This window comes from Cognatishimia activa (genome assembly GCF_017798205.1).
Taxonomy (GTDB): Bacteria; Pseudomonadota; Alphaproteobacteria; order Rhodobacterales; family Rhodobacteraceae; genus Cognatishimia; species Cognatishimia activa_A.
Genome location: NZ_CP060010.1, coordinates 2,136,401 through 2,160,773 on the forward strand (window position 1 = coordinate 2,136,401; position 24,373 = coordinate 2,160,773).

23 protein-coding genes and 2 tRNA genes are annotated in these 24,373 nt (G+C 56.7%); 10 read left to right on the plus strand and 15 right to left on the minus strand.

Annotated features, from left to right (window positions below; translation table 11 throughout):
• The first annotated feature begins 120 nt into the window (after positions 1-120).
• Entirely contained in the window at positions 121-432 is a 312-nt protein-coding gene (locus HZ995_RS10450) for an ETC complex I subunit (RefSeq protein WP_209355604.1), read from the plus strand.
• Between the two features lie 3 nt (positions 433-435).
• On the opposite strand, the gene HZ995_RS10455 is transcribed toward HZ995_RS10450, so the two are convergent.
• Entirely contained in the window at positions 436-897 is a 462-nt protein-coding gene (locus tag HZ995_RS10455) for a MarR family winged helix-turn-helix transcriptional regulator (protein WP_209355605.1), read from the minus strand.
• Positions 898-1,106: 209 nt separating this feature from the next.
• Between HZ995_RS10455 and HZ995_RS10460 the strand changes: the two genes are divergently transcribed.
• Positions 1,107-1,183: transfer RNA gene (locus HZ995_RS10460), tRNA-Arg, on the plus strand.
• Positions 1,184-1,363: 180 nt separating this feature from the next.
• Here the strand turns inward: HZ995_RS10460 and HZ995_RS10465 are convergent.
• From HZ995_RS10465 to HZ995_RS10480, 4 genes are read right to left on the minus strand one after another with little or no spacing between them, the layout of a single operon-like run.
• A complete protein-coding gene (locus HZ995_RS10465) occupies positions 1,364-2,374 on the minus strand; it encodes a glycosyltransferase family 4 protein (RefSeq protein WP_209355606.1) in 1,011 nt (336 codons plus the stop codon).
• Positions 2,367-3,407, minus strand: a complete 1,041-nt coding sequence (locus tag HZ995_RS10470) for a glycosyltransferase family 2 protein (RefSeq protein ID WP_209355607.1) — start codon at positions 3,405-3,407, stop codon at positions 2,367-2,369. Before HZ995_RS10470 ends, HZ995_RS10465 begins: the two co-directional genes overlap by 8 nt.
• A gap of 11 nt (positions 3,408-3,418) precedes the next feature.
• The gene (locus HZ995_RS10475) at positions 3,419-4,336 is read right to left on the minus strand and encodes a glycosyltransferase family 2 protein (RefSeq protein ID WP_209355608.1); all 918 of its coding nucleotides are present in this window, start codon (positions 4,334-4,336) and stop codon (positions 3,419-3,421) included.
• Positions 4,337-4,338: 2 nt separating this feature from the next.
• The gene (locus HZ995_RS10480; RefSeq protein ID WP_209355609.1) at positions 4,339-5,529 is read right to left on the minus strand and encodes an oligosaccharide flippase family protein; all 1,191 of its coding nucleotides are present in this window, start codon (positions 5,527-5,529) and stop codon (positions 4,339-4,341) included.
• A 235-nt stretch (positions 5,530-5,764) separates the two neighbouring features.
• Between HZ995_RS10480 and HZ995_RS10485 the strand changes: the two genes are divergently transcribed.
• Positions 5,765-6,964, plus strand: a complete 1,200-nt coding sequence (locus HZ995_RS10485) for a polysaccharide biosynthesis/export family protein (protein WP_209355610.1) — start codon at positions 5,765-5,767, stop codon at positions 6,962-6,964.
• On the opposite strand, the gene HZ995_RS10490 is transcribed toward HZ995_RS10485, so the two are convergent.
• From HZ995_RS10490 to HZ995_RS10500, 3 genes are all read right to left on the minus strand, one after another.
• Positions 6,961-9,429: a PAS domain-containing hybrid sensor histidine kinase/response regulator gene (locus tag HZ995_RS10490; RefSeq protein WP_209355611.1), complete on the minus strand. Its 2,469-nt coding sequence runs from the start codon at positions 9,427-9,429 to the stop codon at positions 6,961-6,963. The two genes, HZ995_RS10485 and HZ995_RS10490, sit on opposite strands and share 4 nt — an antisense overlap.
• Before the next feature lie 81 nt (positions 9,430-9,510).
• Positions 9,511-9,954: a molybdopterin-dependent oxidoreductase gene (locus tag HZ995_RS10495; protein WP_209355612.1), complete on the minus strand. Its 444-nt coding sequence runs from the start codon at positions 9,952-9,954 to the stop codon at positions 9,511-9,513.
• A 99-nt stretch (positions 9,955-10,053) separates the two neighbouring features.
• On the minus strand, positions 10,054-11,424 hold the full coding sequence (locus HZ995_RS10500) for a WecB/TagA/CpsF family glycosyltransferase (RefSeq protein WP_209355613.1): 1,371 nt from the start codon (positions 11,422-11,424) through the stop codon (positions 10,054-10,056).
• Between the two features lie 261 nt (positions 11,425-11,685).
• Here HZ995_RS10500 and HZ995_RS10505 point away from each other — a divergent pair, with 261 nt between their 5' ends.
• The 3 genes from HZ995_RS10505 (at position 11,686) to HZ995_RS10515 (ending at position 15,143) form a co-directional block, all read left to right on the plus strand.
• Positions 11,686-12,300 (plus strand): response regulator transcription factor, encoded by a 615-nt coding sequence (locus HZ995_RS10505; RefSeq protein ID WP_209355614.1) that lies wholly within the window; start codon positions 11,686-11,688, stop codon positions 12,298-12,300.
• Between the two features lie 109 nt (positions 12,301-12,409).
• Positions 12,410-13,849: a GumC family protein gene (locus HZ995_RS10510; RefSeq protein WP_209355615.1), complete on the plus strand. Its 1,440-nt coding sequence runs from the start codon at positions 12,410-12,412 to the stop codon at positions 13,847-13,849.
• The gene (locus HZ995_RS10515; RefSeq protein WP_209355616.1) at positions 13,842-15,143 is read left to right on the plus strand and encodes an O-antigen ligase domain-containing protein; all 1,302 of its coding nucleotides are present in this window, start codon (positions 13,842-13,844) and stop codon (positions 15,141-15,143) included. The genes HZ995_RS10510 and HZ995_RS10515 overlap by 8 nt, the downstream gene beginning before the upstream one ends.
• Positions 15,144-15,207: 64 nt before the next feature.
• On the opposite strand, the gene HZ995_RS10520 is transcribed toward HZ995_RS10515, so the two are convergent.
• Positions 15,208-15,291: transfer RNA gene (locus HZ995_RS10520), tRNA-Tyr, on the minus strand.
• Positions 15,292-15,425: 134 nt separating this feature from the next.
• Between HZ995_RS10520 and rlmB the strand changes: the two genes are divergently transcribed.
• From rlmB to HZ995_RS10540, 4 genes are all read left to right on the plus strand, one after another.
• Positions 15,426-16,202, plus strand: a complete 777-nt coding sequence (gene rlmB / locus HZ995_RS10525) for a 23S rRNA (guanosine(2251)-2'-O)-methyltransferase RlmB (protein WP_209355617.1) — start codon at positions 15,426-15,428, stop codon at positions 16,200-16,202.
• 116 nt (positions 16,203-16,318) lie between these two features.
• A complete protein-coding gene (locus HZ995_RS10530) occupies positions 16,319-16,639 on the plus strand; it encodes a hypothetical protein (protein ID WP_209355618.1) in 321 nt (106 codons plus the stop codon).
• A gap of 104 nt (positions 16,640-16,743) precedes the next feature.
• A complete protein-coding gene (locus HZ995_RS10535) occupies positions 16,744-17,202 on the plus strand; it encodes a YHS domain-containing (seleno)protein (protein WP_209355619.1) in 459 nt (152 codons plus the stop codon).
• 187 nt (positions 17,203-17,389) lie between these two features.
• Complete coding sequence (locus HZ995_RS10540; RefSeq protein ID WP_209355620.1) at positions 17,390-17,860, plus strand: CoA-binding protein; 471 nt, start codon at positions 17,390-17,392, stop codon at positions 17,858-17,860.
• Here the strand turns inward: HZ995_RS10540 and HZ995_RS10545 are convergent.
• The 6 genes from HZ995_RS10545 to HZ995_RS10570 all read right to left on the minus strand — a co-directional run bounded on the left by HZ995_RS10545 (position 17,857) and on the right by HZ995_RS10570 (position 24,262).
• Entirely contained in the window at positions 17,857-18,525 is a 669-nt protein-coding gene (locus HZ995_RS10545) for a TetR/AcrR family transcriptional regulator (protein WP_209355621.1), read from the minus strand. The genes HZ995_RS10540 and HZ995_RS10545 overlap by 4 nt on opposite strands.
• Positions 18,526-18,542: 17 nt before the next feature.
• Positions 18,543-20,099 (minus strand): trimethylamine methyltransferase family protein, encoded by a 1,557-nt coding sequence (locus HZ995_RS10550; protein ID WP_209355622.1) that lies wholly within the window; start codon positions 20,097-20,099, stop codon positions 18,543-18,545.
• A 1-nt stretch (position 20,100) separates the two neighbouring features.
• Complete coding sequence (locus HZ995_RS10555; protein ID WP_209355623.1) at positions 20,101-22,506, minus strand: GcvT family protein; 2,406 nt, start codon at positions 22,504-22,506, stop codon at positions 20,101-20,103.
• A 136-nt stretch (positions 22,507-22,642) separates the two neighbouring features.
• Positions 22,643-22,960, minus strand: coding sequence for a phosphoribosyl-ATP diphosphatase (locus HZ995_RS10560; RefSeq protein ID WP_209355624.1), 318 nt, complete (start codon positions 22,958-22,960; stop codon positions 22,643-22,645).
• Complete coding sequence (hisF, locus tag HZ995_RS10565) at positions 22,957-23,754, minus strand: imidazole glycerol phosphate synthase subunit HisF (RefSeq protein WP_209355625.1); 798 nt, start codon at positions 23,752-23,754, stop codon at positions 22,957-22,959. The genes HZ995_RS10560 and hisF overlap by 4 nt, the downstream gene beginning before the upstream one ends.
• A gap of 34 nt (positions 23,755-23,788) precedes the next feature.
• Positions 23,789-24,262 carry a DUF2867 domain-containing protein gene (locus HZ995_RS10570; RefSeq protein WP_245168644.1) on the minus strand — a complete coding sequence of 158 codons (474 nt, stop codon included), beginning with the start codon at positions 24,260-24,262 and terminating at the stop codon, positions 23,789-23,791.
• Positions 24,263-24,373: the final 111 nt, after the last annotated feature.

Here is a 24,373-nt window from a genome sequence, read left to right on the forward strand (position 1 = left end):
ACCAAGTCTAACCTTTCCCTCCAAAATTCACCGACATCGACAGGGTGCAATCTTGCGCTTTTCTCCCTTGCTCGAAAGCCAATATTTCGGGATAAAGCGCTCAGGACGAAGGAGCCCGAAATGATCGCACGTATCTATCAGCCTGCCCGCAATGCCATGACTTCTGGCACTGCAAATACCAAAACATGGGTGCTGGAATTTGCGCAGGCCTCAAGCCGCGACATTGATCCATTGATGGGCTGGACCGGATCTGACGACACGCAGTCTCAGGTCAAAATGACCTTCGCGTCCAAAGAGGCCGCGCTTGACTATGCCAAAGACCACGGCATCGAGGTTCAGGTGACAGATCCCCACAAGCGCAAGCCCAACATCCGCGCGCGCGGATATGGGGAAAATTTCGCACCTGATCGCCGTGCACCTTGGACGCACTAAGCCTTATTTGACGTCGTCCTTAAGGATCCGCGTCAGCGCGCGGTCCAAACCGTCGAGATCATCTCCCAAACGGGCTTCAAAGTCCTTCTGTAAGGCGATCACCATTGGGATGAGCTCAGCCATTAGCGCTTCGCCATCCTCAGTGAGTTCGATATGAACAAGGCGACGGTCCATTGTGTCCGCGCGTTTCGTTAACAAGCCGCGGTCTTTAAGCCGGTCGGCTGCGCGGCTGACCTTGGACTTCTCCATGGTTACACGGGCTTCAATATCCCGAACCGAGGCTTTGCCTTCTTTCATTAAATGCGCAAGCACGCGCCATTCCGGAATCGAAAGACCGAATTTCTCGCGATAGATCGCCGCGACCTCTTCGCTGTAGGCGCGCGCAGCAACAGCAAGGCGGTACGGAATGAAATCCGCGATGTCAAAATTCGTGGCGCTGATGCCCTGATTTTCCTGATCTGTCATGGTTTTTCGCGGTGCCCGTGGGCATCCTCCCTCCGCAATTGGCACGGTCTTCGCACGAAACGCACAATTTTTCAAATCTAGGGCGACGTTCCAATTCGTGCCTGCGAATGACGGTTCCTCAGGGCGTTGAAACTTCGGTTAAAACTTTGGACGCCTTGGACAAGAGGTGGTTTGACAAATCGCGATCAAGCGGCGAAACACATCTCAGCGGTCCCTTAGCTCAACTGGATAGAGCAGCTGACTTCTAATCAGCAGGTTCAGGGTTCGAGTCCTTGAGGGATCGCCAGCATATCTAAAACTCTTGAACGTTTTGTCGTCGAACCCTGAAAGAATGGGTTCGGAAGCCGATCTTAGGTGCATTTCGCTGGGGCATATTTTTGGAAACCCTGAGCCGCTTATTCTATCAGGTTTGGCGCAAGTGCATGGCTCGCGGCTCAAGGTCATTCCAATGTTGGTAGTGCTACAGCTACGCAGCCACAGGCAGTTCCTTCACCAAGCTGCGCGCGATCAAGCCTTCCCAGTTGCGCTCAAAGACACCCGCGACACGTTCTGACAGGCGGGCCTGCGAGTCTGGGATCTTGCTCAGATCTGCGGTCAGGCTGGCATCAATAGCCCGCGTCCAATCCGCAACGGTGTTGCGCGCGACGCGATGCGCGCCGTCTTCGAGTTGATCGCAAAGCCCATCCACAGGGGCCACCAAGGTCCGGCGACGTGCGGCGAGTGCTTCTTGCGCGACCAGCCCATAGGCCTCCCACCGAGAGGGTAGCAAGACGGCCTGCACCTCTGACATGGCGCGGACGGGGTCCGGGGCGTGGCCTTCCAATGTGATGCGCGGGTCGATCTGAGCCATGCGCTCCAATTCTTCGTGCTGACCACCGCGCCCAAAAATACGCAGACGCGCGTCAGGTTCCTGGCACTGGCTGAACGCCATGATCAGCGTATCAAACCCCTTCTGAGGTTCCAGCCGCCCGATGGCCCCAAACACGCGACAAGGGCCTGTGGGAGCCTCGAGCGCTGCGAAAGCCGAAAGGTCTACGGCCGAGCGAATGACACAAGACCGTTCCGGGGCCACAAGATCGCGAGTCACCAGCCAGCTGTATTGCGCGCGGCTGACGCCAACCACTGTGTCAAACAGAGAATAGGCCGTACGCAGCAGGGAAAAGAACCTTTCGCGTTTGGCCACATTCAGGGCTGTGAAGCTTTGAGTATAGCTGTGCTCGACATGAATCAGCGAAATGTTTGGATGTTTGGCGCGCAGGGCAATCAATCCCGCCAAGCCACGCCAGCTGACAGTCAGGTGTGAGACGATCAAATCCGCCTCAATCACCGGCACGTCGGCGGCGTTCTTGGGGATGACACGAATTTCATGATCCGCTTGATTTGCCAACCGCTGCGAGTTGCAGATATGGGTCACGACGCGAGTTACGCCGCCTGTGGTAGTGTCGTCCAGCAGATGTACAATACGTGGTTTACTCATAATGATCTCCCTTAAGGATGGGGTGAAAATGGGACTGCGAACTCTGTCGCAGTGTAGGCACATTGGCCTTAACAAGCGCTTTCTGCGCGGGGGCGGAAACTTTGAAGAGCGAGGCCACCGGAGCCGCCAAAATCGTGACGCCCGACTTGATGGGTTCGGCCCAAAGCGGCTCGTAAGACTGTGACCAAGCCCGTTTCAGATAGGCGCGGGCGGTTTTGCCATCGCCATTGCTGATGGCACGGCGCGCCAGATACCGCAGTTGGTAGGCGCGTGCCGCAGGTTCGTGGCGGGCGAAAAAAGCCGGGTGAAGGCTGCGATGCTTTGCAATCACATTTTCCCAGGAGTCCAATTGGCGCTCGGTCTTGGCAGAGAGCCCGTCGCCCGCGACCCGATAATAGGTCAGCAGACCTCGGATGCCTTCAAAATCCCAATCGGTCAGAAGCGCGATGCGCAGCCAGCATTCGATGTCCTCGGACTGGCGGAAGGTCTCGTCGAAATAGGAAAAGGCGGAATAGGCCTCGTGATGCACATAGGCGATGTCATCAAACACCGCGCGACGAATGACGGCGGAGGAGCCGTTCCCAATCGGGTTGCGCTTCAGAATATGAGCCGCTGTCACGCCGCGCAGCCTTGGTGACTGTTTGACCGACAAAAGACGACCCTCTGCGTCGATCATCTGAGAGCCCGCATAGCTCACGCCGACATTCGGTTTGCGATCAAGGTGGCGAATATGGCGACGCAGCTTGTCAGGGTGCCAGAGGTCGTCGGCATCGCAAAACCCGATGAACTCACCGCTGGACTCGGCAATCCCTCGATTGCGCGCGCCGGAAAGGCCTCGGTTGGCCTGTTGGATATACCAAAACCGGCGATCGTCTAGGAATTGCTCGGCGACCTGTTTGGTATTGTCGGTAGAGCCGTCATCCACAATGATGACCTCAAAGTCCTGATAGGTTTGGTCCTGCAGCGAGGTCAGCGTGGCACCAAGGGTTGCGGCGACGTTGAAAGCAGGGACGACGATGGTTGCGCGATACATTTTGGCCTCGATTACTTAGAGAAGATTTTGCGTTGGACGGGTGCCGGCAGCAGCGGCGCGGCAAAGGCCGCAATCGCAGTGGCTGCACCGCGACGAAGTGGAAAGAGAAAACCGCGTGGACTCTTCAGCAGGCCTTGCAGAGCCAGCCCGCGTGCCACGCCACGCCCCTGATCCAGACGCAGCGCGCGGCGGGCCAGATAGCGTAGGTAGACGGCTTCTTGCGCGGCATTGGGGGTAAATCCAAACCGTGCCGCCGTGGTAAGTGCCAAATCCCGGGAATGCGCCATCCTGCGCAGATCGGCCGACAAACCGCCTGTCGAGGTGCGATACCAGACGAGGAGGCGATCAATCGGTTGAATAGTCGCGCCCATTCCAACAATGCGGATCAGCCATTCCAGGTCTTCGTTGTGAACGAGGCCTTCGGCAAAACCACCGCAACGTTCAAAGACTGTGCGCCGTACTGCGATATTGCTCATGGTGCAGACGGGATTTTCGCCCATCAACTCTGGGATCGAAAGTTCCGAAGTGCCGACTGTGGACGTCGTATCGATATCCCCAAATCTTTGGAAAAAGGCGATCTGGCCATAGGCTCCGTCGATGCGGCTGTCAGAGAATGCTTTGTCCAAAATGCTCAGTTTGGTTTCGACCCACAGATCGTCCGCGTCGCAAAAACACAAGATTGTCCCCCGCGCAGCCTCGACACCGCGATTGCGCGCGACGCTTGGCCCTGCATTGTCTTGGCGTATCACTTGGATCCGTGCCTCCGCCATCGCCCAACTTTGAAGGCGCTGCACGGTGCCATCGCTGGACCCGTCATCGACACAGATCAGCTCCCAATCCCAACGGGTCTGTGCGACTACGGCGGCGATTGTCGCATCCACCGTGTCCACAGCATTGAAACAAGGCATGATGATCGAAAACTTTGGCATGTTTAAATCTCCTGAACTGGCTTGCTGAGGGACGGCAAAAATAGGGGGGCGCTGGCCAGCAACAGGACGGCCGATGTGGTGACCAGGTAACCGGTTGCCATCGCGGTCAGCCCCATGGGTGCGGTTATGACGGCGGACAGGGTAAGCATCAGAACAAGCAGCGCATCGACACCCAATTCGATCTCTGGCTGCCCTCTCAGGCGCAGGCGCGCGGCCGCAACGGTCCAGAGCGTTAGGGGCAGAGCACAGAGACACAGGATCGAAACCGCGGGTACCACGTCGGCCCAGCTGTCTCCCAGCAAGAGCGGCACGTAAGTTGGAGCCAACAGCGCTTGTGCGATGATGAAAGGGGAAATGACGATCAGGCTTAGGATCCCCGATTGGCGAGCATCCACGTCCAGGCGCAGGCTTTGGCTTAGGTGGGAAAAAGCAATTTTAGCAAGTGCCGAGGCATAGGACGTGGCGATGTTCAGACCAGCATTGAAGGCCATGAAATAGAGCCCTAGCCCCTCGGCACCGAGCAAAGCTCCAACGATCAGCTTGTCAGAATGCATGCGCATCGCTTTGACCGCTTCAACACCCAGAACTGGTAGGCCATAGCGGACAAACGGGGCGATAGGCTCTGGCGTAACAGCAGCGCATTTGCGCCAGGGACGCAGGCGGCGCACCGCGATCAGCCAGATAGGCGCGGTCAACACGCGAGGCAGGATCAATACAATGGGCGAGGGCAGAACAATGGCCAATAGAATGGTCAGGACGTTCGCGCTGACAATCTGAACGCCTGCAATGGTGGCCACTTGGGGATGTCTGCCCTCGCGCACGGCCAAGGCGACCTGCACCTGTCCCCCTGGCATGAAAAGATATTCCAAAGCGGCAACGGCCACGAGGCCCGCGATCACCGGAAATCCGCATGCAAAAAGCACGGCAGCCAGTCCGATTTGGAACGCAATCAGTGCCAGTGCCCAGCGCCAGAAAATCCAATGGGCGCGGGCGGCTGTCGCTTCCAGCTCGTCATCGCTCGCCGCGATAATTCGTTGCCCGACGCCATTTTCTGTCAGCGCCTTGATGGTTTCGCAAATCGCGAAGGCAGCAGCCGCGAGGCCAACCTGCTCGGGCGCAAGCATGCGAGCGATCACGACAACGACGAAAAGGCGAGAGATCTTGGCAACCATTTCTGAGGCGCCATAGGACATAAGTCCTTTCAAATACGCTTTATGAACCGCGGATACTTGCACTTGACACCTCTTGTGATTGCCTCTTCACTTTAGAGGGAGTGCGTGCGCTAAAAGGCTCCGCAAACGGTCAATGTTTGTCACACAAGCAGCAACGCCAACCCATTGGGATAGGTGTGTTCGCCAGAGTAGTTGAAGGGTGTGTGGAGGTTTCTTCGTTAATGTTAAGAGTATGTTCACTATTGGGATTTGATCAGTGATTAACGGATTTAAACAGGCAGTCTCAGCGCTGACACTCATCGCAGTAGCGGGCTGCGCCACCGTGCGCACCCCTTACAATGTAGAACCTGTCAGTAGAGGCCACGCCTATCAGGCGCAGTATCGAGAGATCACGACGCCGCAGGACAATCGGTTCCTACGATCTGTTGAAATGAACCAAGTGCCGTGTTTGCCTTTACGGGGCGGTATCGCGGGCAAGAGCATCGCGATCGAAACGTTGCTTGGAGAGAAACTGACGCGGAACGACTTGCTGGATGTGCGCATTGGCACCGACGAAGAATTGTCCGGTAAATATGTGATTTCGCGTGACGGCACACTGAAGGTGCCGTTTATGCCTTCAATACAAGCGCAGGGTCGCTCGGGTCCGGAAATAGAACGCGCTCTGGCCAAGGCGCTGGAGCAAACGGGTCTCTATGACACAGCACCGCCGATCTCTGTGCGCGTGGCTGATTTTGCGTCTGTCAGCGTTGGCGTGTCGGGCGCGGTCTTTGAGCCCCATCAGGTCGAAATTGGCGGGGTAGGGGACACAATCGACACCAACCGAGCCCAAGCGCTGGGAGCCTCGACCGAGGCACGTAATCTCTCTGCTGCGCTGCGCAACGCAGGTGGCATTCGGCCCGACGCAGATATCTCTGCAGTCGAACTGCGACGTGGGGGTAAACTCTATAAAATCGACATGCGCGGCGTCTTTGAAGGGCGCAATATGGTGGATGTCATGCTTTTGACCGGAGATCAGGTCTTTGTGCCGTCGCGCCAGTGTTTTCAGGACGATCTGATGCGTCCCAGCCCGATTAGCCCACCTGGTGTGTCTTTGTTCCTCTCAAACCTGACGCAACCCGCGACGGGCAACGCGCCTTCGGCCATCGGACGCACGGTGCGAGAGATTCCCTATGGTACGCGACACATGCAAGCGGTGATCGACACGAACTGTGTGGGGGGTGCGAGAACGACCAGCGCACATCGCTCGGCGATCCTTATGTCGCGCAATCCTGTGACAGGTGTCTCTGTGGTGATCGAGAGAGATATCGAGGACATGCTGCGGCGCGCGGATCGGGATGACTATGATCCCTACATGCTGCCCGGCGACGGGATCGCCTGTTATGACAGCACCGTCACAAACGTTGCAGAAGCTGCGCGTGTTCTTGGGATGTTGGCAGTGGGTGCGGCGCTGAACTAAAGCGTCGCGCGCGTTTCTGTCCAAACTTCAACCAGCTCCGAGAGATACATTTCCACGTCGCCTCGTTTGGCGGCGTTCTCAGATTTGCGGAGCGCGTCCTGAAACGCCTTGGCGCCAAACATCGCTGCCGTGCTGATAAGTTTGTGACAATGATGCTCGACATCCCCTGGCGGTGTGTCCCCAGCCTTGATCCATTCGATCAATTTGTCCGCCTCATCGCGGAACCGGGCCAGGAAAGCGTCATAGTTGTCGCCCAACAGGTCGCGGGCTTCGTTCGTTGGGAGCTGCGCAGATGAGCCTTTCATCATCGGACGCACATGACCAACCATAACCGCTTGCAGGGCTGAGCGCAGCTCGTCCATCTGGATCGGCTTGCCGATGAACCCATCCATGCCGTTCTGCAAGAAACGGTCCTTGTCTTCTGGCAGAACATTGGCGGAAAAGGCGAGGATCGGTGTGGTTTTGGTAGCCTCGATCTCTGAACGCATCTTTTGCGTGGCCGTCAGCCCGTCCATGCGGGGCATATTGATGTCCATCAAGATCACATCGAACACCTGATGCTGAACGGCCTCAAGAGCTTGCAGGCCATCCTCGGCCAGCGTCACCGTATGCCCTTCTTTCTCAAGCATTTTTTGCGCGACAAAGGCGTTCATGTCGTTGTCTTCTGCCAAAAGTATCCGCAGCCCTGGCATCGGTGCGTTCTTTTGGTCCTCCAGCTCTGTTTCGGCCGGAGCCTCGACGATCTGCAAAGGAACAGAGAACCAGAACACGCTGCCTTCACCCGGTGTACTTTCCAATCCAATCTCGCCCTTCAATAGGTTTACCAAGCGCGTCGCAATACCCAGGCCCAAACCCGTGCCGCCGGTCGCTGGCCCTGCGCTCTCAAAATCCTCAAAGATCCGCTGCTGATCGGCTTCGGCGATACCAACCCCCGTATCGATGACGCGAAACTCGATTGATGTGTCATGAGTTTCGATCTCGATCTCTACACGACCGCCTTTTGTGAATTTGATCGCATTTCCAACAAGGTTCAAAAGGATCTGCTCAATGTGATTTCGGTCAGATCGCATCCAGTCCACTGGGGCCCCAAGAAAGCGCCAACTCAGTGTGGTTTGGTGCCGTTCTGCAGGCCCACTTTGCCCATCAAGGATCTCTTGGACAAGCTGACCCACGTGGAAGCTGCTCATCCTGACGGGCATCTTGCCGCTTTCAAACCGCGCCACATCAAGAACCGAGTTCACGTGTTTCATCAACTGGCGACCAGAGATTTCCATGTTGTCCTGATACTGTGACTGCTCACGCGACAGTCGCGTGTCGCCAAGCAATGTCAGATTGCCCAACAACCCGTTAAGCGGCGTCCGGATTTCGTGGCTCATGACGGCAAGGAAGTCGGATTTCGCCTTCTCGCCGGCCAGTGCCAGGTCACGTGCCTCGCGGAGCTCTTCTTCGGTCCGTACGCGCTCCGAAATATCGCGCAGAAAGGCGATGATGATTTCTCCGTCCAGAGTCTGTGCGCTTTCCAAGGCCAATTCCACGGGAAACTCTGTCCCATCCGCACGGCAAGCCGAGATTTGAATGTGCCCATGTCCCACGAGCCGTTTTTCCCCGGTCGCCTGCATGCGCTCCATACCTTGTTGGTGGGCTGCACGCATGCCGTGCGGCACAATCAAATCCCGGATCAGCTTGCCTTTGATGTCTTCGAGCTTATAGCCAAACGTGCGTTCCGCTGCGGCGTTGAAGTCGATCACATGCCCTAAGGAATCTGACACGATCACGCTGTCCAGAGACGTTTCCAAAATAGTCTCCATCCGTGCGTTCGCGCTGACCAAAGCATGGCTTTGTCTGCGCAATTGTCGGTTGGTGGTACGTGAATAAAGCGTCAAGATCGCAAGCAATACCAGCAACATGCCCGACGCTGCGGACAGCTCTAACATCGTGTTGGCGAGCCGATTGCGTAGCAAATCGGACTGTTCGGCAAAATACCCGAGCCCAGAGATATATAGCGCGCGAACCGATGGCCTTAGTGCAAGCGTTTTGTCCAAGATGCTCGGTAGGCTAGACACCAAATGAGCATCCGAGCTGTCCATGATATTCGCGGTGCTATCTAGGAAAGCCTGGATCAGGTCCGTCGCCTCTCCGAACTTTTTCTCAACCCGAGCATCATTGAAAAGTCGCCCCTCGGATACGATAGAAAGGCGGCTATAGAAAACGTCGAAATCCTTGCGCAGATCGGAAAGATTTGGGGTTGTTGCGCCGACTTGGTTTTCAAGCGTCAACGCAAAATCCAGAAACTCGATTTCGACTTGCGAAAGCGTCCATTGCACTGTGTCGCGCTTTGCCGACCTGAGTTCGCTAAGATCGCGCGCAACCGACCCCGCAAGGAAAATAATCACAGCCAGACACGCGACGGCTGCACCAAAGAAAATCAGCTGCGCGGCACGAAAATTGCCATCAAGTTTGGTCACGATATAACTTTCTGCCCAAGCTTTCGCTTGATGCAATTACTCTTGGATCTGGATCTTATTAAGCTGCCAAATGCTGCGAGATTAAATCGTTTCTGTGCGGAATTTTGCATCGCTGTCGAAAGGATAAACAACCCACAAGGGGCCTTTGTCCCGGCGGGACATTGTTTCACCATTCATCAAATATGCAACAATAGGGCCGCCATCAACGGCGTCGCTCGCCGGAATGGTGATCGAGTAATCGTTGATCGCGGTTGCCTGGATCGTGTTCCCCTCAGCATCAAGATGCTGCAACAGATCGCTCAACAAAACACCAGTGAACTGGTGGACCCCATCGGTCCAGAGGGTAGACGTCTCAATCTCTGTCGCTCCCAAAACTTTGAGATCTTGCAGCGTGAAACATGTCACTTTGGTGGTAGTGGCTTGCAGGATATGATCATCGGATGAACATTCCATGGCATGTGCCGACACCGGCACATTTAGCGTGAGTGTGGTTAAAAGTGCCCAAAGTGAATGTTTAAAACGCATCTATGCCTCCATCTGGTGGGCACATAGTGGCAGAAAATTTCATCCTTTCTCTGCCTCGAGAGAATAGAGACCTATCCGACTGGGTAGGTCTCTCTTTTCTTAGTAGGCACCTCGACCGGTCAGGACAGCACGCAGGGTGAGTCCGATGATCATAATATCCAGCATAGCTGAGCGAGATCGCGCATAGGCCAGATCCATTTCGATCATCTGATCAAAGCCAATGTCGGCGCGGCCCGAAACTTGCCACAGGCCGGTTAGACCAGGTTTTGTACCAAGGCGTTTTTTGGCATGGTCCGAGTAGGCGGCAACTTCGCTCGGAAGGCCAGGGCGTGGCCCCACAATGGACATGTTGCCTAGCAAGACGTTGAAAATCTGAGGCAATTCATCAATCGAATAGCGGCGCAAAAACCGTCCGATCCGTGTGATGCGCGGGTCATCTTTGGCTTTGAAGCAGACGCCGGCGCGGTCGGACTGTGCTTCAAGCGACTTCCGTCTCTGCTCTGCGTCCGCATACATTGACCGGAACTTGTATATCGTGAAATGACGCCCGTTTTGCCCAACACGCGTCTGGCTGAAGACCGGATTGCCCCGGCTCTCTATCCGAATGGCAAGAGTGATCGCGAGAAATATCGGTGCCAACAAGAGGAGCGCGGTCAAACTCAGGCAAAAATCCATTGCACGCTTGGCACTGTCACGCAGGGTGATTTGTTTCATTTGCGCGATAGCGACACGCGCTAAGAAAGTTACATTGCCAATCAAATACCGTCCCGCAAGGCGCCGAGGCTCCATAGCCAGCCGCCAGACCCACTCCATACGCGCTTCACGTATAAACGCGGGTGCCCGAGAAACATTGCCAGCCCAGAAGTCCAAAAGAGCACCAACACCCATCGCCAGCCGAACATTCAAGTCTTCAAAGTGGCGGTCAATCCACAGCTCTTGCAGGGGCACGCCCAAGGCCACCAGCAAAATATCGGCGCCGGAGGCGTTGATGTCTTCGACAGCTCCAACAAGCCCGCCGAAACCATCGCGTGTTCCTGCAATCTGAAGGTCTGGGAATTGCGTAGAGAGTCTTTGAGCCGCACGCTCTGCGGTTCCGGTCTCTCCGCCAAGCAAGTAGACCCGCAAGCCTTTTTCCGCAGCCATCCGCATCAGGTGCGGACCAAGGTCGGTTCCATTTAGATTTTCTTTCAGTGGAGCGGACGCAACCTTTGAAGCGATTTCAATTCCGATGCCATCGGGTAAGATTAGGTCCGAGCGGTGTAGGGCGTGTGCATAGTCTTCGGACCGCGATGCCACGTTCATGCAGTGCGCGTTCATGAATGCTACGCGACGACGACCTGGGGCGACGAGGGCTTGCACCACGTCCGGCGTGGTCGCGTTAACCATGTCAAAGCCAAGGACATGCGATGTCTCTAGTTCCGGCCTCACCGATACCTGAGAAAAAATTTCGTCCGCTCTGTAGTGTTTCATTCCGCTTCTCCGAGTTGGTCACTGGGATCAGCATGGTAAATTCGATGGGAGAACACCTCAGCAAAGATGGACAACAAAACGGATTTTTGTGAACTTTGTCGCCCAGTGGGGAACAATGATCTATTCGTTAATCTTGGGCCCTATCCCATCGGATGAGGCCGTTAACCACATTTTACACCTTCTTGCTCCAAAAATGAGCCACATTTATACACGATAGGACAGAAGGCCTACTTCCTAGTTTGGTTAACAAGGACTTTAAGTATGAGAATTCTAATTGCTGACGACCACGATCTGCTGCGCGACTCTCTAGTGGCATTCATGCAGGCCGAGGGAAACATCGACACGGATACAGCTGCAAACCTCGATGAGGCTTGCGCGTTGATTGACGGGCACTACACCTACGATCTGGTGCTGCTCGATTATAACATGCCTGGCATGAACGGGCTTGAGGGCCTGAAGACAGCCGCAGATCGCAATGGCGTGCACCGCGTTGCTTTGATGTCGGGCGAAGCAAGCCGCGAGATTGCTGAGCAGGCGCTTGAGATGGGTGCTATCGGCTTCATCCCCAAGACGCTGCCCGCAAAATCCTTGGTGAACGCGATCAAATTCATGGCCATGGGTGAAAAATACGCACCTTTGGACTTTATGACTGCAGAGCCAGAACCAAACAATCACCCGCTTCTCAAGTCGCTGACGGATCGAGAAACGCAGGTGCTTAAGGGCCTGACCGAAGGCAAATCCAACAAGGAAATCGCCCGCGACCTAGAGCTGTCAGAGCCAACAGTGAAGCTGCATGTGAAAACGCTCTATCGTAAAATTGACGTGTCCAACCGCACGCAGGCCGCGATGGTCGCACGCGATCAGGGCGTCTTTTAAGCCAAACGGATAGGGGCGACCCAAACGCCCCTCTTTCCCTCCTTTTTCTCCCCAGAAAACAAACGCTTGGTGGTGCAATCTGCTCTCAAAGAAAAGAGAGATCCACCCAATGGCATTTTACTCCGACATAGAGCCAGCTGCACCGCTGACCTTCCGGACCCTGATCCGCAAGTTGAGATCAAAAAGCGCACGCGCGTTGTTGTTCAAGCGCGTTTTTCGCTACATCACGGTCTTTAGCATCTGGTGTGGCGTGATTTGGTCGCCGATCGTGACTTATCTTTCCTCAGCTGCACCGGTCTATACATCTTCGATGTCGTTGATCCTGCCGGGGGCGGGGGTCTCGGCCTCCGTCAATATGGAAGGTATCGGTCAGGCCAGCTCTTTTGCATCTTCGGCCTTTGCCTCCAACTCGATCAGCCCCACTCAAACCTACAAACGACTGATCCGTGCCGACCGGATCATGCAATCCGCGGCAGATCAGCTGTCGATCCAACGTCGGGATTTGCCTCTGCCCAAAGTGACGCTGGTAGACCAGACCGGCTTGATCCACATCGAGCTGACGGGCCCTTCACCGATCGAAGCCCAAGCCCGCGCTGAGGCCGTGTTAAGCTCGTTTTTTCACGAGGTGGAACTGCTTCGCAACGATGACCAAATGGTCCGCGAAGAAGGCGCGATCCGAGCGATTGAGGAATATCGCAACTCGGTCCTGTCCACGCGAGAAGCGGTGAGTGATCTGCGCAATCAAACTGGGTTTCTGTCGCGCGATCAGTTCAATGCACAGGTCGAAGAAAACGATAACCGTTACGCCAAACTGATCGAACTGCGTGCACAGCTCGAAGAAAAAACAGCTTATGTTCAAGCGCTGGAGGCCAGTGTGGGCTTCTCTGCAACCTATGCCGCCCGCGCTTTGGATCTCTATTCCGATCATCAATACCTCGCCCTGGTCGAGGACGCCGCGACCAAGCGGACAGAGCTCCGAGAAGCGCGGTCCAGCTACGGATCCCGCCACCCAGAACTGCGTCGCGCCGAAGCCGCCTACACGGATGCACAACGCGCCACACTGCGCATGGCAAGCACACTCACGGGATTGCCTGCGTTCGAAGCAGAACGCCTGAATGTTTCTCAATTCGGAGACAGAACGGCCCTGCTGGCAAAACTGGTGGAATGCGAGGCAGAGCGGGCGGGTGTTCAGGCGCAATATAGTGCTTTGAACACCCGTCACCTTGCTGAAAAGGCGCGCTTGGAAAAAGCGGCCATTGCGGCTGCCCAGCTCGAGGACCTGCAGAGGGATTTTCAGGTGGCTGAGGCTGTCTTTGCCTCCGCAATTGCGCGGGCGCAATCCTCGAAGGCCGATGTTTTTGCATCCTATCCTCTGGTGCAGGTCCTGGAAAACCCGTCCTTGCCAGACCGTCCAAGCTCCCCGCGCAAAAAGCTTGCGGTTATCGCGGGCGTTGGGGCGACGTTTTTGATGGTGATCGCTCTGACACTGGGGTGGGTGCGCCGCAGCCTCATTGCCTGGCTGATCGGTGTGAAACGCCGCGATGGATGATCTGACCCCCCAAAATCCGGCAGAGGCCATCGTTTACAAAAGCCTTGCATGGACCTGGCCCTTCTACGCCATCGGAGGCCTCTATGTTGTTGGCCCAGTCCTTGGCTGGACATTGGGTGGCTTGGCCTTGGCGGCCTTGTATTTGGGCCCCGCGACGCGCGCGGATTTGCGGCCACACCCCATTCCACCAGTCATTTGGTTCTGGGTCATCGGGATGCTGGCCATGTTGCCCATCCTTTGGATTGGACATGTGAACTGGGGGTTTGGCACCAAAACGGTGATCCGCTCGACCATCGGTTGGGCCAAGGGTTGGGCCTTGATGGCACTGTTTCCGCTGGCGGGGGCGATTCTGCCGATCCGGCGAGAAATCCTGATCCGCGGGCAATGCGTCGTCGGGCTCTGGATCCTGATCCTCGCGCCACTGATGATTGTTGCGCCTTATGCGGGGTTGCCGGGCAAGATCTTTGTCTCACCCCTAAAGGCTGTCGGCGGGCCGGGGCCTGAGTATTTCACCGTCTTTCTGTATTCCATCGACCCGTCGAGTGGCGCGGCGCGCTGGCAGTTCTATGCACCTTGGTCTCCTTTCGCGGCCCTATTGGGCGTGTTGATGGTGCTCTTTGCGATGGAAGAAAAGGTGGTGAAATGGAAAGCCATAGGCATCGCGGCGGGCACCTTGATGGTCTTGGCGTCAAAGTCGCGCATGGGGTTGGTTGGGCTTGTCTTCTGCACCATCCCGCCAAGCCTTTTGCCACAGCTTGGCAAGCGCTGGGCGTGGTTTGCGCTGTCGGGCATTCTGGTCAGCATTGGTTTGACGGTTGACCGGCTGATACAGGGCGTCGGCTCTGCCATAGACACTTTCAAAAACGCACGCGCTGACAGCACACGGGTGCGCGCAACCCTTCAGCGGATTGCCGAGGAACATTGGCGCGAAGAGGCGGTTTGGTTCGGTCACGGGCGAGTCGCGCCTGGACCGCATCTGGTGGAATACATGCCAATCGGCAGCCATCACACCTGGTATGGGCTGTTGTTTGTAAAAGGGCTGACAGGTCTCCTGGCCTTGTTGATCCCCTTGGTCTTTCAGATCTTTCTCGCCTTTGCCGATGCGCTCACCTCGACCCGAGGTCGCTTGCCCTTGGGCTTTGCTTTGGTCGTCATCTTGCTGTCATTTGGCGAGAACATTGAGATCCAAGCCTATCTCTTGTGGCCTGGCCTCATGATCTGGGGAATCCACGCCAGAGAGGTCGCAGAAAAGCCATTCCTGCCGGGGCTTGTCCCGGGCAATGCCCCAGCTTGAGGGGCGCGACACAGCCGACACCAGGCCTTGCCGCATTGCATCTTACTGTTCCGATTTGGAAAAATGGTGGGCGACCTTGGAATCGAACCAAGCGTGAGTCGCCTCGAGGGAGTTACAGTCCCCTGCCACACCTTGCGGCCTGTCGCCCACCGGTCGGCAGTAGCTGCCGAATGTGAGGGGCTGATTACAGGCCATGTCAGGGGGCGTCAACAAGAAAATCGCTTGCAGATCAGCGCGACATTGCCCATTGCTGAGCGCCATATCACAGCGCAGGTGAAGATCATGAAAAAACCCAAGTGGGTCGTTGAAAAAGAGCAGGCGAAAAAGGCGCAAAACGCCGAGACGGTCTGGCTGTTTGGGTTGCATGCGGTCCGCGATGCGTTGCTCAATCCTGCGCGCGAAAAGCTGCGGTTGATGGTCACGAAGAACGCGCATGACAAACTGGCGGATGCAATTGAAACGGCTGGGATTGCGCCGGAAATGGTGGATCCGCGCAAGTTCAAAGCGCCGATTGATCCGCAATCCGTGCATCAGGGCGCGGCTTTGGAAGTGAAACCATTGAATTGGGGACGTCTCGCGGATCGGGCGATTCCTGACGATGACACGACGCCGCGTCTGGTGCTTTTGGATCGGGTCACAGACCCTCACAATGTGGGGGCTATCTTGCGCTCGGCAGAAGTGTTCGGAGCGCAGGCCGTCATTGGTACGCGGCATCATTCGGCACCAGAGACCGGAGCCTTGGCCAAAACCGCGTCGGGTGCCTTGGAACGTCAGCCGTACCTGCGGATGCGCAACCTTGCAGATACAATCGTTGAACTGCAGGGCATGGGGTATTTGGTTCTGGGACTGGATGGTGAAGCAGAGCTGACCATCGAGGACGCACTCGACGGCAAACGCGATCGCGCTGTTGCGCTGGTCTTGGGCGCCGAAGGGCCGGGCCTGCGGCAAAAGACCAAAGAGACCGTGGATCAACTCGTGAAAATCGACTTCGCGCGGGGGTTCGGGTCACTGAATGTGTCCAACGCAGCGGCCGTCGCACTCTATGCCGCCAAGCCGTAACTCGATTTCTTTAAAAGAAATCGACATCGGAAACTTTCAAAGTTTCCGCCCCCGCCTTGCCTTGAAACGCGTCAAATAAACGCGATATCTGAAACAGAGTGAGGAGAGGAGCACCCATGGGCCAGAAAATCGCCACCTGCTGTTACTGCGGGACCCGCGCGGCTTTATCGCTTCATGGCAAGGTGCAACATGAACTTGCCTGCTCGTCTTGCGGCGCACCTTTGCACGATCTGAAAATGATGCCCGTGAAGCCCAAAAGCCACGAGGTACACTATTCTAAGCCCTTGAAACAAAAGAAATCCAAAGGGCACAAGAAATACGATCGTGATGACTACTATCGCAACAAAGATCGCAAAAAGAAGAAGTCCAAAAAGCTGAAAAGCTGGGGTGAAAAGCTCTTTGACGGGGTTGATGATCTCTTCGATATTTTCGACTAGGTGCGTTTGAAACATTCTTCGCAAGCGCTCACAAAGCCGTGGGCGGGGATGTCACAGCCAATTTGCACACATATTGTCATGCCATCGCAACGATGGAGACCCCTATGCTGACCCGCCGCACCTTTGTTTTGACCGCCATGGCCGCCCCTGCCGCAGGCATCCTTGCAACGCCTGCACTCGCCATGACCCCCGAAGTTTTCGCCGTCGATGGCCTAGCCATTCGTGGCTATGACCCTGTCGCCTATTTCAAAGAACAAACCGATGTCGAAGGTTCCGCCGAGTACGCTATCACGTGGAAAGGGGCCGAGTGGCGCTTTGCCAGTGCCGAGAACCTCGCAGACTTCGAAGCCAACCCAGAGCGTTGGGCACCCCAATATGGCGGCTACTGTGCCTTTGCCGTCGCCAAAGGGTACACCGCCAAGACCGAGGCAAACGCCTGGTCGATTCACAACGACAAGCTTTATCTGAACTTCAGCCGTGCTGTCCGTGCCCGTTGGGCGTTGAACAAGGAAGGCTTCATCAAAGACGCTGACGCAAACTGGCCGAAAGTGCTGAACGCGTAACGATATGTTCACAAGCATATTACATGCTCTTCATTCCTCTCGTGGACGCACTATCTCATGAGAGAGGGGCAAGATCGGAACTCTTGCCTCTGACTTCACTGTCCCTCGTTCCGTGACTGCGCCTGGACTTCGGTCTGGGCGCATTTTTTGTTTTGCTTTCATGGATTTGCTTTCTAGGGTGCAAGGCATGGAAACTTATGATGATGCCTTTCTGAAATCCGTTCTGCAGCGCACCAAGACCGTGGCGGTCGTTGGCGTGTCCATGAATTCCGTGCGGCCCAGCTACTATGTCGCACGATACTTGGGGTTGAAGGGGTTCAAAGTCATTCCGGTCAATCCGGGCCATGCGGGCAAAATGCTGTTCGGCCAGACCGTAAGGGCGTCGCTCTCCGAGATCGACGAGCCTGTGGATATGGTCGACATCTTTCGCAGGTCCGAGGCGGTGCCACCTATTGTCGACGAGGCGATGGAGCATCTTAAGGGCCTTAAGACCATCTGGATGCAGATCGGGGTCGAGCATGCTGAAGCCGCCGCCAAGGCGCGGGCTGCGGGACTTGATGTGATCATGAACCGCTGTCCCAAGATAGAATATCAGCGCCTTTTTGGCGAGCTGCGCATGGGCGGGTTCGCGACGGGGATTATTTCGTCAAAACTCTAGGTCGCGTGGGCCATCGCAAAGGCGCGAAACTCTTCCAGCGCCTCTGGATCGGCGTCGTGGCCCGTAAACCCATTGAGATACCCCGCAACGCGACCGAAACGTACGTCCATAGACTCGCGCACATCCAAAGCGTGATAGCCGATTTGCATGTAGTAGAGGATCCGCGCGCGGCATTCGGCGTCATAGGCTTCGTAGTCATGCCGCAGAAACATCTCGGTCACCGCATGCAGCCGCGTCTGATCGGCCAGATCAATGCGCGCGCGCACCGCCACATCCCGACGCGCCCATTCCCGAACCGCGAAATCCAAACCGTGGTCAAACAGGCTCGTGTCCACGAAACAGCGGAAAAAGTTGCAGGCTCCTTCGCTGATCGTCCGCGAGGGCTGGCCGCATTTGCTGACCAAAGTCTTGGTGTTGCGCGCCTCCCATTCCTGCAGAAGTGCTTCTAAAAGGTCGCGGCGGTTCTCAAAATACCAATAGAAACTGGACCGCGAGACACCAAGCTTCTCGGCCAAGATCGCGATCTTGATTTCGCCCACGCCCTCATCCACCAGCACATTGCGCGCCAAGTTCAGCCAGTCCTCGCGGGTGACTTTGACATTGCCAACCAGAGGCGCACGCGCGGGATCATCGCGCACAAGGGTAGGGGGTTTGCGTTTGCTCATCTGTTAACTTTCGGGAACTAGCTTTCAGGAGGAGCGCCACCCTCTGATTTCCGCTTGTCGATGAAATTGCGCAGAGCCTCGACCCGCGTCTCATCCACCTCAGGCCGTTTATCCGCCGCGAGAATGGATTTCCAGACCGCTGTGGCGCGGGTGTTGGTGTCCTGCGCTCCGCGTTCCGTCCAAGTGCCGAAATTGGCGTAGTCATGCACAACCGGCTCATAGAACTCGGAATTATAGCGTTCCATCGTTTGGCTAGAGGCGAAGAAATGGCCTGACGGGTCGACTTCGGACAAAGCATTGTGGAAGCCGATCTCGTCTGCCGTCGCGGTCTTGCCCGCGCAGAGTTCAGCCACCATGTTCAACACTTCGGCGTCGGTCACCAATTTCTCGTAAGACACTGTTAAACCGCCCTCAAGCCAGCCCGCCGCGTGAATCACCACCGTCGCGCCCGCCATCAAACATCCCCAAAGCCCCATCTGGTTCTCATTGGCCGCCTGCACGTCATTCATATTGCTCGCAGAGCCCGCGGCCGACCGCCAGGGAAGGCCAAGGTGCCGAGCGAGCTGCCCCGCGGCGAGCGAGGCCTGGAAATGGCTTGGTGTGCCAAAAGCAGGTGCGCCGGACTTCATGTCCACATTGCTGGTAAAGGTCCCGTAACAAATCGGCGCGCCGGGTCTGGTGAGTTGCACCAGAGTGATAGCCGCCAAGGCTTCAGCGTGACTCAGCGTAATCGACCCCGCCACTGTGATCGGCGCCATCGCCCCCATCAGCGTAAAGGGCGTGACAATCGACATCTGTCCGAATTTGGCGAAGTCAATCAGCCCCTGCGCCATCGGGATGTCCAAAGTGCGCGGGCTGTTGGTATTGATGATCGTGTAATTCCAAGGGTTTGCCTGGAATGCATCATCAGAGATCCCACGGAAGTCGCGGATCATCTCAAAACAATCCATCACCTGTGGCGTGCCGCGCGAGAAGGTAAAGGGGAACTTGTCGCTCAGCGTCAGCTGCATGTCCGACGTGAAATAATGCCGTTCGTGGATCGGCACATCCTGCGGCTCGACCTGCGGCGAAATCATCTGAAACACATCAAAATGATGGGTCAGCTGGATGTATTCCTTATAGTCTCGCGCCGATCCCGGTCTGCGGCCCCGTTCCAGATCCGTCGCATTCGGAGCCCCCGCGCCGGGTTGAAACACCAGCGACCCCAGCTCCAGTGTGATATCGCGATGCCGCGCGCCCGCCATGCCCTTGATCGACTTGGGTGCCGAGGCCACCGCCGCCTCGACCATGTCGCGGCCGATATAGACCATCTCGGTGCTTTCATCGACCCGCGCGCCGCCCTTGGCATAGATCTTGCGCGCCTCTGGCAAGAGCACCTTGATGCCGAGCTCTTCGAGCGTCCTAAGGGCCGTCTCGTGCATGTTGGCTATCTCGTCGGCCGAGAACACATCCATCGTGGGAAACGGGTTCTTGAGCTGACGATAGTTCACCTCCCTCAGAGGGGCGGCGGCCTCGGGTTTCGCCCCTCGGCCGCGCCGACCGCTGCGCGATCGGCCTTGTGTGGCCTCTGTCATATCAGCCTCTCATTGCCGCGCCGGTTGGGTCGTATGGCGACGGCGCAATGACCTTTGCCGCTTTTTCGACCCCAACGATATGGACTTGCAAATCGGTGCCTTCGTCTGCGACCTCTTGGTTGACCATGGCAATCGCCAGTGACTTGCCGACCGTGTGCCCATAGCCGCCCGAGGTGACAAAGCCGACTTTCTTGCCGTCTTGCCAGACCGGTTCATAGCCTGAGGCATCCGCATCCGAGGCGTCAATTTCCAGCGTCACCTCTACCTGTGCAGGTCCATTGCCGTCGCGCTCTGCAATCGCAGCATCCCGTCCGATGAAGTCGCCCTTGTCCCAAGCAATCCAGCGATCCATTCCGGTCTGTGCGGCCGTGTAGAGCTGCGTGAATTCCGCAGACCAGATGCCAAAACTCTTCTCCAACCGCAGCGACAGCAAAGCATTGAACCCATACTCGCGGATACCCAGATCCGCACCCGCTTCAAGCAGCATCCGGCGCAGGGTGATGTGGTCGCCATAGCGGCAGTTGATCTCATAGCCGAGCTCGCCCGCCACCGACATCCGCGCCACTTTCGCGCGGATCATGCCGATGTCGAACTGTCCACATCCCATGAATTTCAGATCGCCAATCGGACCATCCGTCAGTTTCTCGATCACCTTGCGGGAATTTGGCCCCGCCAGCGAGAAACCGCAGGTCTCTTCGCCCAGATCGCGGACGGTGACGCCCTCCATCATGTGGTCCTCAAACCAACGCATGTGCCATTCGCGCAGGTAATAGGACCCCATGATCCACCAAGATCCATCGCCCCAGTGGAACACGGTCAGATCGCCCTTGAGACGCCCTGTCTCTGCCAGCATCGGCGCGAGTTTCGCGCGGCCCGGTTTGGGCAGGGTGCAGGCCATAACTTTGTCGAGCCACGCCTCTGCATTTGGTCCTGTGACCTCAAACCGCGAAAACGCCGAGATATCCAAAAGGCCCACGGACTCGCGCACCGCCTTACATTCCGCCGCCACATGTTCAAACGCGTTAGACCGCTTGAGCGTTGGAGTTTCCTCAAACCCCTTGGGCGCAAAATAAAGCGGCACTTCCATGTCCCAGCTCTGGCCCCAAACCGCGCCTGCCTCGTTCATTTCCGAATGCGCCGGCGCCATTTTCAAAGGCCGACCCGCAGGAAGTTGCTCGTTCGGATAGGTCATCACGAAGCGGCGGGAATAGAATTGGCCCGTGGTTTCTTTGATGTACTGTTTGTTCTCGGCAAACTTGCCATAACGCGCCACGTCCATGCCATAGACGTCGGCCTCGGGTTCTCCGTGGATCATCCATTCCGCCAGAGATTTGCCGACGCCGCCGCCTTGCAGGAAGCCCGCCATGACTGCGCAAGCACACCAATAGCCGGGCTTGCCGCGTACAGGGCCAACCAGAGGGTTGCCGTCGGGCGAGAAGGTAAAGGCCCCGTTGACCCAGGTCTTGACGCCCACGTTCTGCAGGTCCGGATAGCGTTCAAACCCGAGGATCAGCTCTTTTTCGATCCGATCAGGGTCTTCTTGCTGCAGCTCAAAGCCATATTCCCAAGGCGCGCCGTCCATGTTCCAGTGCTGGTGGTCGATCTCGTAGATGCCCAGCAGGATGCCCTTTTGGTCCTGCCGCATATAGGTAAAGCCTTCGAGGTCGACGGTCATCGGGACTTCGAAGTCGAGCTTTTCCAGCGCGGGAATTGTGTCGGACACGAGGTAGTGGTGGTTGAGCGGGGAGACAGGCAGCTCGATCCCCGCCATACGGCCCACTTGCTTGGCCCAGAGGCCCGCTGCGTTGACGACATGTTCGGTGTGGATCGTGCCTTTCTCGGTTACAACCTGCCAGCCGCCCTCGACCTGATGGAGTTCGAGCACGCGGTTATGTTCAATCACCTCAGCGCCGCGTTTCTTGGCGGCGGTGGCGTAGGCGTGGACAGTGCCGGTGGTGTCTACATAGCCCTCGCGGTCGGCCCACATACCACCGAGCATGCCGTCTGTGGACATGATCGGGCAGAGCTCGCCTGCTTCTTTCGGGGTCACAAGGCGGACGTCTTCGATGCCGATGGACTGGAAGGTGCGATAGGCCGATTGCAGCCATTCCCAACGGTCGGGCGTGCCCGCCATGGTGAGGCCTCCGGTCATATGAAGGCCGATGTCCTGACCTGATTCTTCCTGAATTTCGCTGAGAAGGTCGATGGTATAGGCCTGAAGGGCCGCGATATTGGGGTCTGCGTTCAAGGCGTGAATACCGCCCGCTGCGTGCCAGCTAGAGCCTGCAGTTAGGATCGAGCGTTCGATCAAACACACGTCTTTCCAGCCAAATTTCGCCAGATGGTATAGAACGGATGCGCCGACGACGCCTCCACCGATGACGACTGCGCGGTAGTGAGATTTCATGACATTCCTCCCCGGACGGCCCGCGATTTTTGGCGGGCGGCATGTTACTAAACAGATCTGTCTAGTACTCTGCGTGGGAATGGGCAGGTCTGTCTAGTTCTATATGCGACAGAATATGGGCTGGGTTTTGCCGTTTTCAGGATTTTGCGCGAGAGGCTTTTTCCGCGATGCCGCTGGTGCCTTGGCGTTTTTCGAGCTCTGCAAGCACTTCATCCAGTGACACGCCGCGCGATTGCAGCATGACGAGCAGGTGGAAAAGCACGTCAGCAGATTCCGCAATCAAACCTTGGCGGTTATCTTTGACCGCCTCGATGATGGCCTCCACCGCCTCTTCGCCAAACTTCTCGGCGCATTTCTCGGGGCCTTTGGCCAAAAGCTTGGCCGTCCAGCTGCTGTCCGGGTCGGCTTTGGCGCGTTGGGCGATGGTTTCTGCGAGGTCGTTCAGGGTGCTCATGTCAGCCTCATTGGAATACCATTGGCGATCATATGCGCCTTGGCTTCGCCCACAGTATAGTCCCCAAAGTGGAAAATCGAGGCCGCGAGCACGGCACTTGCCCCGCCTTTGGTAACGCCTTCGACGAGGTGATCCAGATTGCCAACGCCGCCTGAGGCGATCACCGGCACATTGACCGCATCCGAGATCGCGCGGGTGAGGGGCAGGTTGAATCCAGATTTCGTCCCGTCGCGGTCCATTGAGGTCAGAAGGATTTCTCCTGCGCCTTTTGCTGCCACGAGTTTGGCGAATTCGACCGCATCGATGAGGTTGCCGTCTGAATCCAGAGCCTCTTTGCGGCCGCCGTGGGTGAAGATGCCCCATTTGTTTGGGGTGCCGTTTTCGTCATGGCCCACGGTTTTCGCGTCAATGGCGCAGACGATGCACTGGCTGCCGAATTGGTCGGCGGACTCTGCGATCACATCGGGATTTGCCACGGCTGCAGAGTTGAAAGAGACCTTGTCAGCCCCTGCCAAAAGCAGCGCCCGCACGTCATCTTTGCTGCGCACACCGCCCCCGACCGTCAGAGGGACAAAACACTGTTCCGCAGTACGCTGGACCATATCAAACATGGTGCCGCGGTTTTCATGGGTTGCGTGGATGTCGAGAAAACAGATCTCATCCGCCCCCGCCGCGTCATAGGCACGGGCGGCTTCGACCGGGTCTCCGGCGTCGCGCAGGCCGACGAAGTTCACGCCTTTGACGACACGGCCGTCGGCGACATCAAGGCAGGGGATCAAGCGGGTTTTCAGCATTCAGGGCACCTCTTGGCGTCCTCTTAGCCAGAATTCACGCCGTCGCCAATGGGGGATATGTCCGTGCGACCCGCGCAACGCAGTTTCGCACGATTAATTTGTGAAACGGCATGATCGCATTGAGGTAAATCTTACCACCCAGATTGTTGGTTTTGACCCATGTTCCCATGGAAACGTTCTGACCGTCAGAGATAAGCGAAATCCGGAAATTCAGGTGTTTGTCGTCAAAACCTAAGATCAGCTCGTCAGACGTTTCCTCAACCAAAGGAAAGATCCCGAACATCTCGTTTGAATGTTCGCCAGAGGTCGCCAAACCAAAGGGCGACACGATGATGTGGCGTAGAGTCAGAAGGCTATGAACCCATGCTGGAAAGCTCGTGGCCGTTTCTGCAGCATCCCTGAGGGACACTGTTGCTTTGGCTGCATAGCAGTCGCAGAAGTCTCCTTCGGACATATATGCGTGCAACAGGCTGTGGTCGGGCAGGGGGATCGCGGACACTTTGGGCATACTTGGCTCCAATCGCTAAAATACACGACCTAGATGGGGATTTGCCTTTGCGTTTTCATGGGGCGCGATGTCGCAAGCCGGTTGTTTGTTGGCAACCAGGGGAATTGAGTA

What these genes read in the sequence shown, in the direction of transcription:
- HZ995_RS10450 (WP_209355604.1), top strand. Translation starts at nt 121, where the DNA reads ATGATCGCACGTATCTATCAGCCTGCCCGCAATGCCATGACTTCTGGC.
- HZ995_RS10455 (WP_209355605.1), bottom strand. Translation starts at nt 897, where the DNA reads ATGACAGATCAGGAAAATCAGGGCATCAGCGCCACGAATTTTGACATC.
- HZ995_RS10465 (WP_209355606.1), bottom strand. Translation starts at nt 2,374, where the DNA reads ATGAGTAAACCACGTATTGTACATCTGCTGGACGACACTACCACAGGC.
- HZ995_RS10470 (WP_209355607.1), bottom strand. Translation starts at nt 3,407, where the DNA reads ATGTATCGCGCAACCATCGTCGTCCCTGCTTTCAACGTCGCCGCAACC.
- HZ995_RS10475 (WP_209355608.1), bottom strand. Translation starts at nt 4,336, where the DNA reads ATGCCAAAGTTTTCGATCATCATGCCTTGTTTCAATGCTGTGGACACG.
- HZ995_RS10480 (WP_209355609.1), bottom strand. Translation starts at nt 5,529, where the DNA reads ATGTCCTATGGCGCCTCAGAAATGGTTGCCAAGATCTCTCGCCTTTTC.
- HZ995_RS10495 (WP_209355612.1), bottom strand. Translation starts at nt 9,954, where the DNA reads ATGCGTTTTAAACATTCACTTTGGGCACTTTTAACCACACTCACGCTA.
- HZ995_RS10500 (WP_209355613.1), bottom strand. Translation starts at nt 11,424, where the DNA reads ATGAAACACTACAGAGCGGACGAAATTTTTTCTCAGGTATCGGTGAGG.
- HZ995_RS10505 (WP_209355614.1), top strand. Translation starts at nt 11,686, where the DNA reads ATGAGAATTCTAATTGCTGACGACCACGATCTGCTGCGCGACTCTCTA.
- HZ995_RS10510 (WP_209355615.1), top strand. Translation starts at nt 12,410, where the DNA reads ATGGCATTTTACTCCGACATAGAGCCAGCTGCACCGCTGACCTTCCGG.
- HZ995_RS10515 (WP_209355616.1), top strand. Translation starts at nt 13,842, where the DNA reads ATGGATGATCTGACCCCCCAAAATCCGGCAGAGGCCATCGTTTACAAA.
- rlmB (WP_209355617.1), top strand. Translation starts at nt 15,426, where the DNA reads ATGAAAAAACCCAAGTGGGTCGTTGAAAAAGAGCAGGCGAAAAAGGCG.
- HZ995_RS10530 (WP_209355618.1), top strand. Translation starts at nt 16,319, where the DNA reads ATGGGCCAGAAAATCGCCACCTGCTGTTACTGCGGGACCCGCGCGGCT.
- HZ995_RS10535 (WP_209355619.1), top strand. Translation starts at nt 16,744, where the DNA reads ATGCTGACCCGCCGCACCTTTGTTTTGACCGCCATGGCCGCCCCTGCC.
- HZ995_RS10540 (WP_209355620.1), top strand. Translation starts at nt 17,390, where the DNA reads ATGGAAACTTATGATGATGCCTTTCTGAAATCCGTTCTGCAGCGCACC.
- HZ995_RS10545 (WP_209355621.1), bottom strand. Translation starts at nt 18,525, where the DNA reads ATGAGCAAACGCAAACCCCCTACCCTTGTGCGCGATGATCCCGCGCGT.
- HZ995_RS10550 (WP_209355622.1), bottom strand. Translation starts at nt 20,099, where the DNA reads ATGACAGAGGCCACACAAGGCCGATCGCGCAGCGGTCGGCGCGGCCGA.
- HZ995_RS10555 (WP_209355623.1), bottom strand. Translation starts at nt 22,506, where the DNA reads ATGAAATCTCACTACCGCGCAGTCGTCATCGGTGGAGGCGTCGTCGGC.
- HZ995_RS10560 (WP_209355624.1), bottom strand. Translation starts at nt 22,960, where the DNA reads ATGAGCACCCTGAACGACCTCGCAGAAACCATCGCCCAACGCGCCAAA.
- hisF (WP_209355625.1), bottom strand. Translation starts at nt 23,754, where the DNA reads ATGCTGAAAACCCGCTTGATCCCCTGCCTTGATGTCGCCGACGGCCGT.
- HZ995_RS10570 (WP_245168644.1), bottom strand. Translation starts at nt 24,262, where the DNA reads ATGCCCAAAGTGTCCGCGATCCCCCTGCCCGACCACAGCCTGTTGCAC.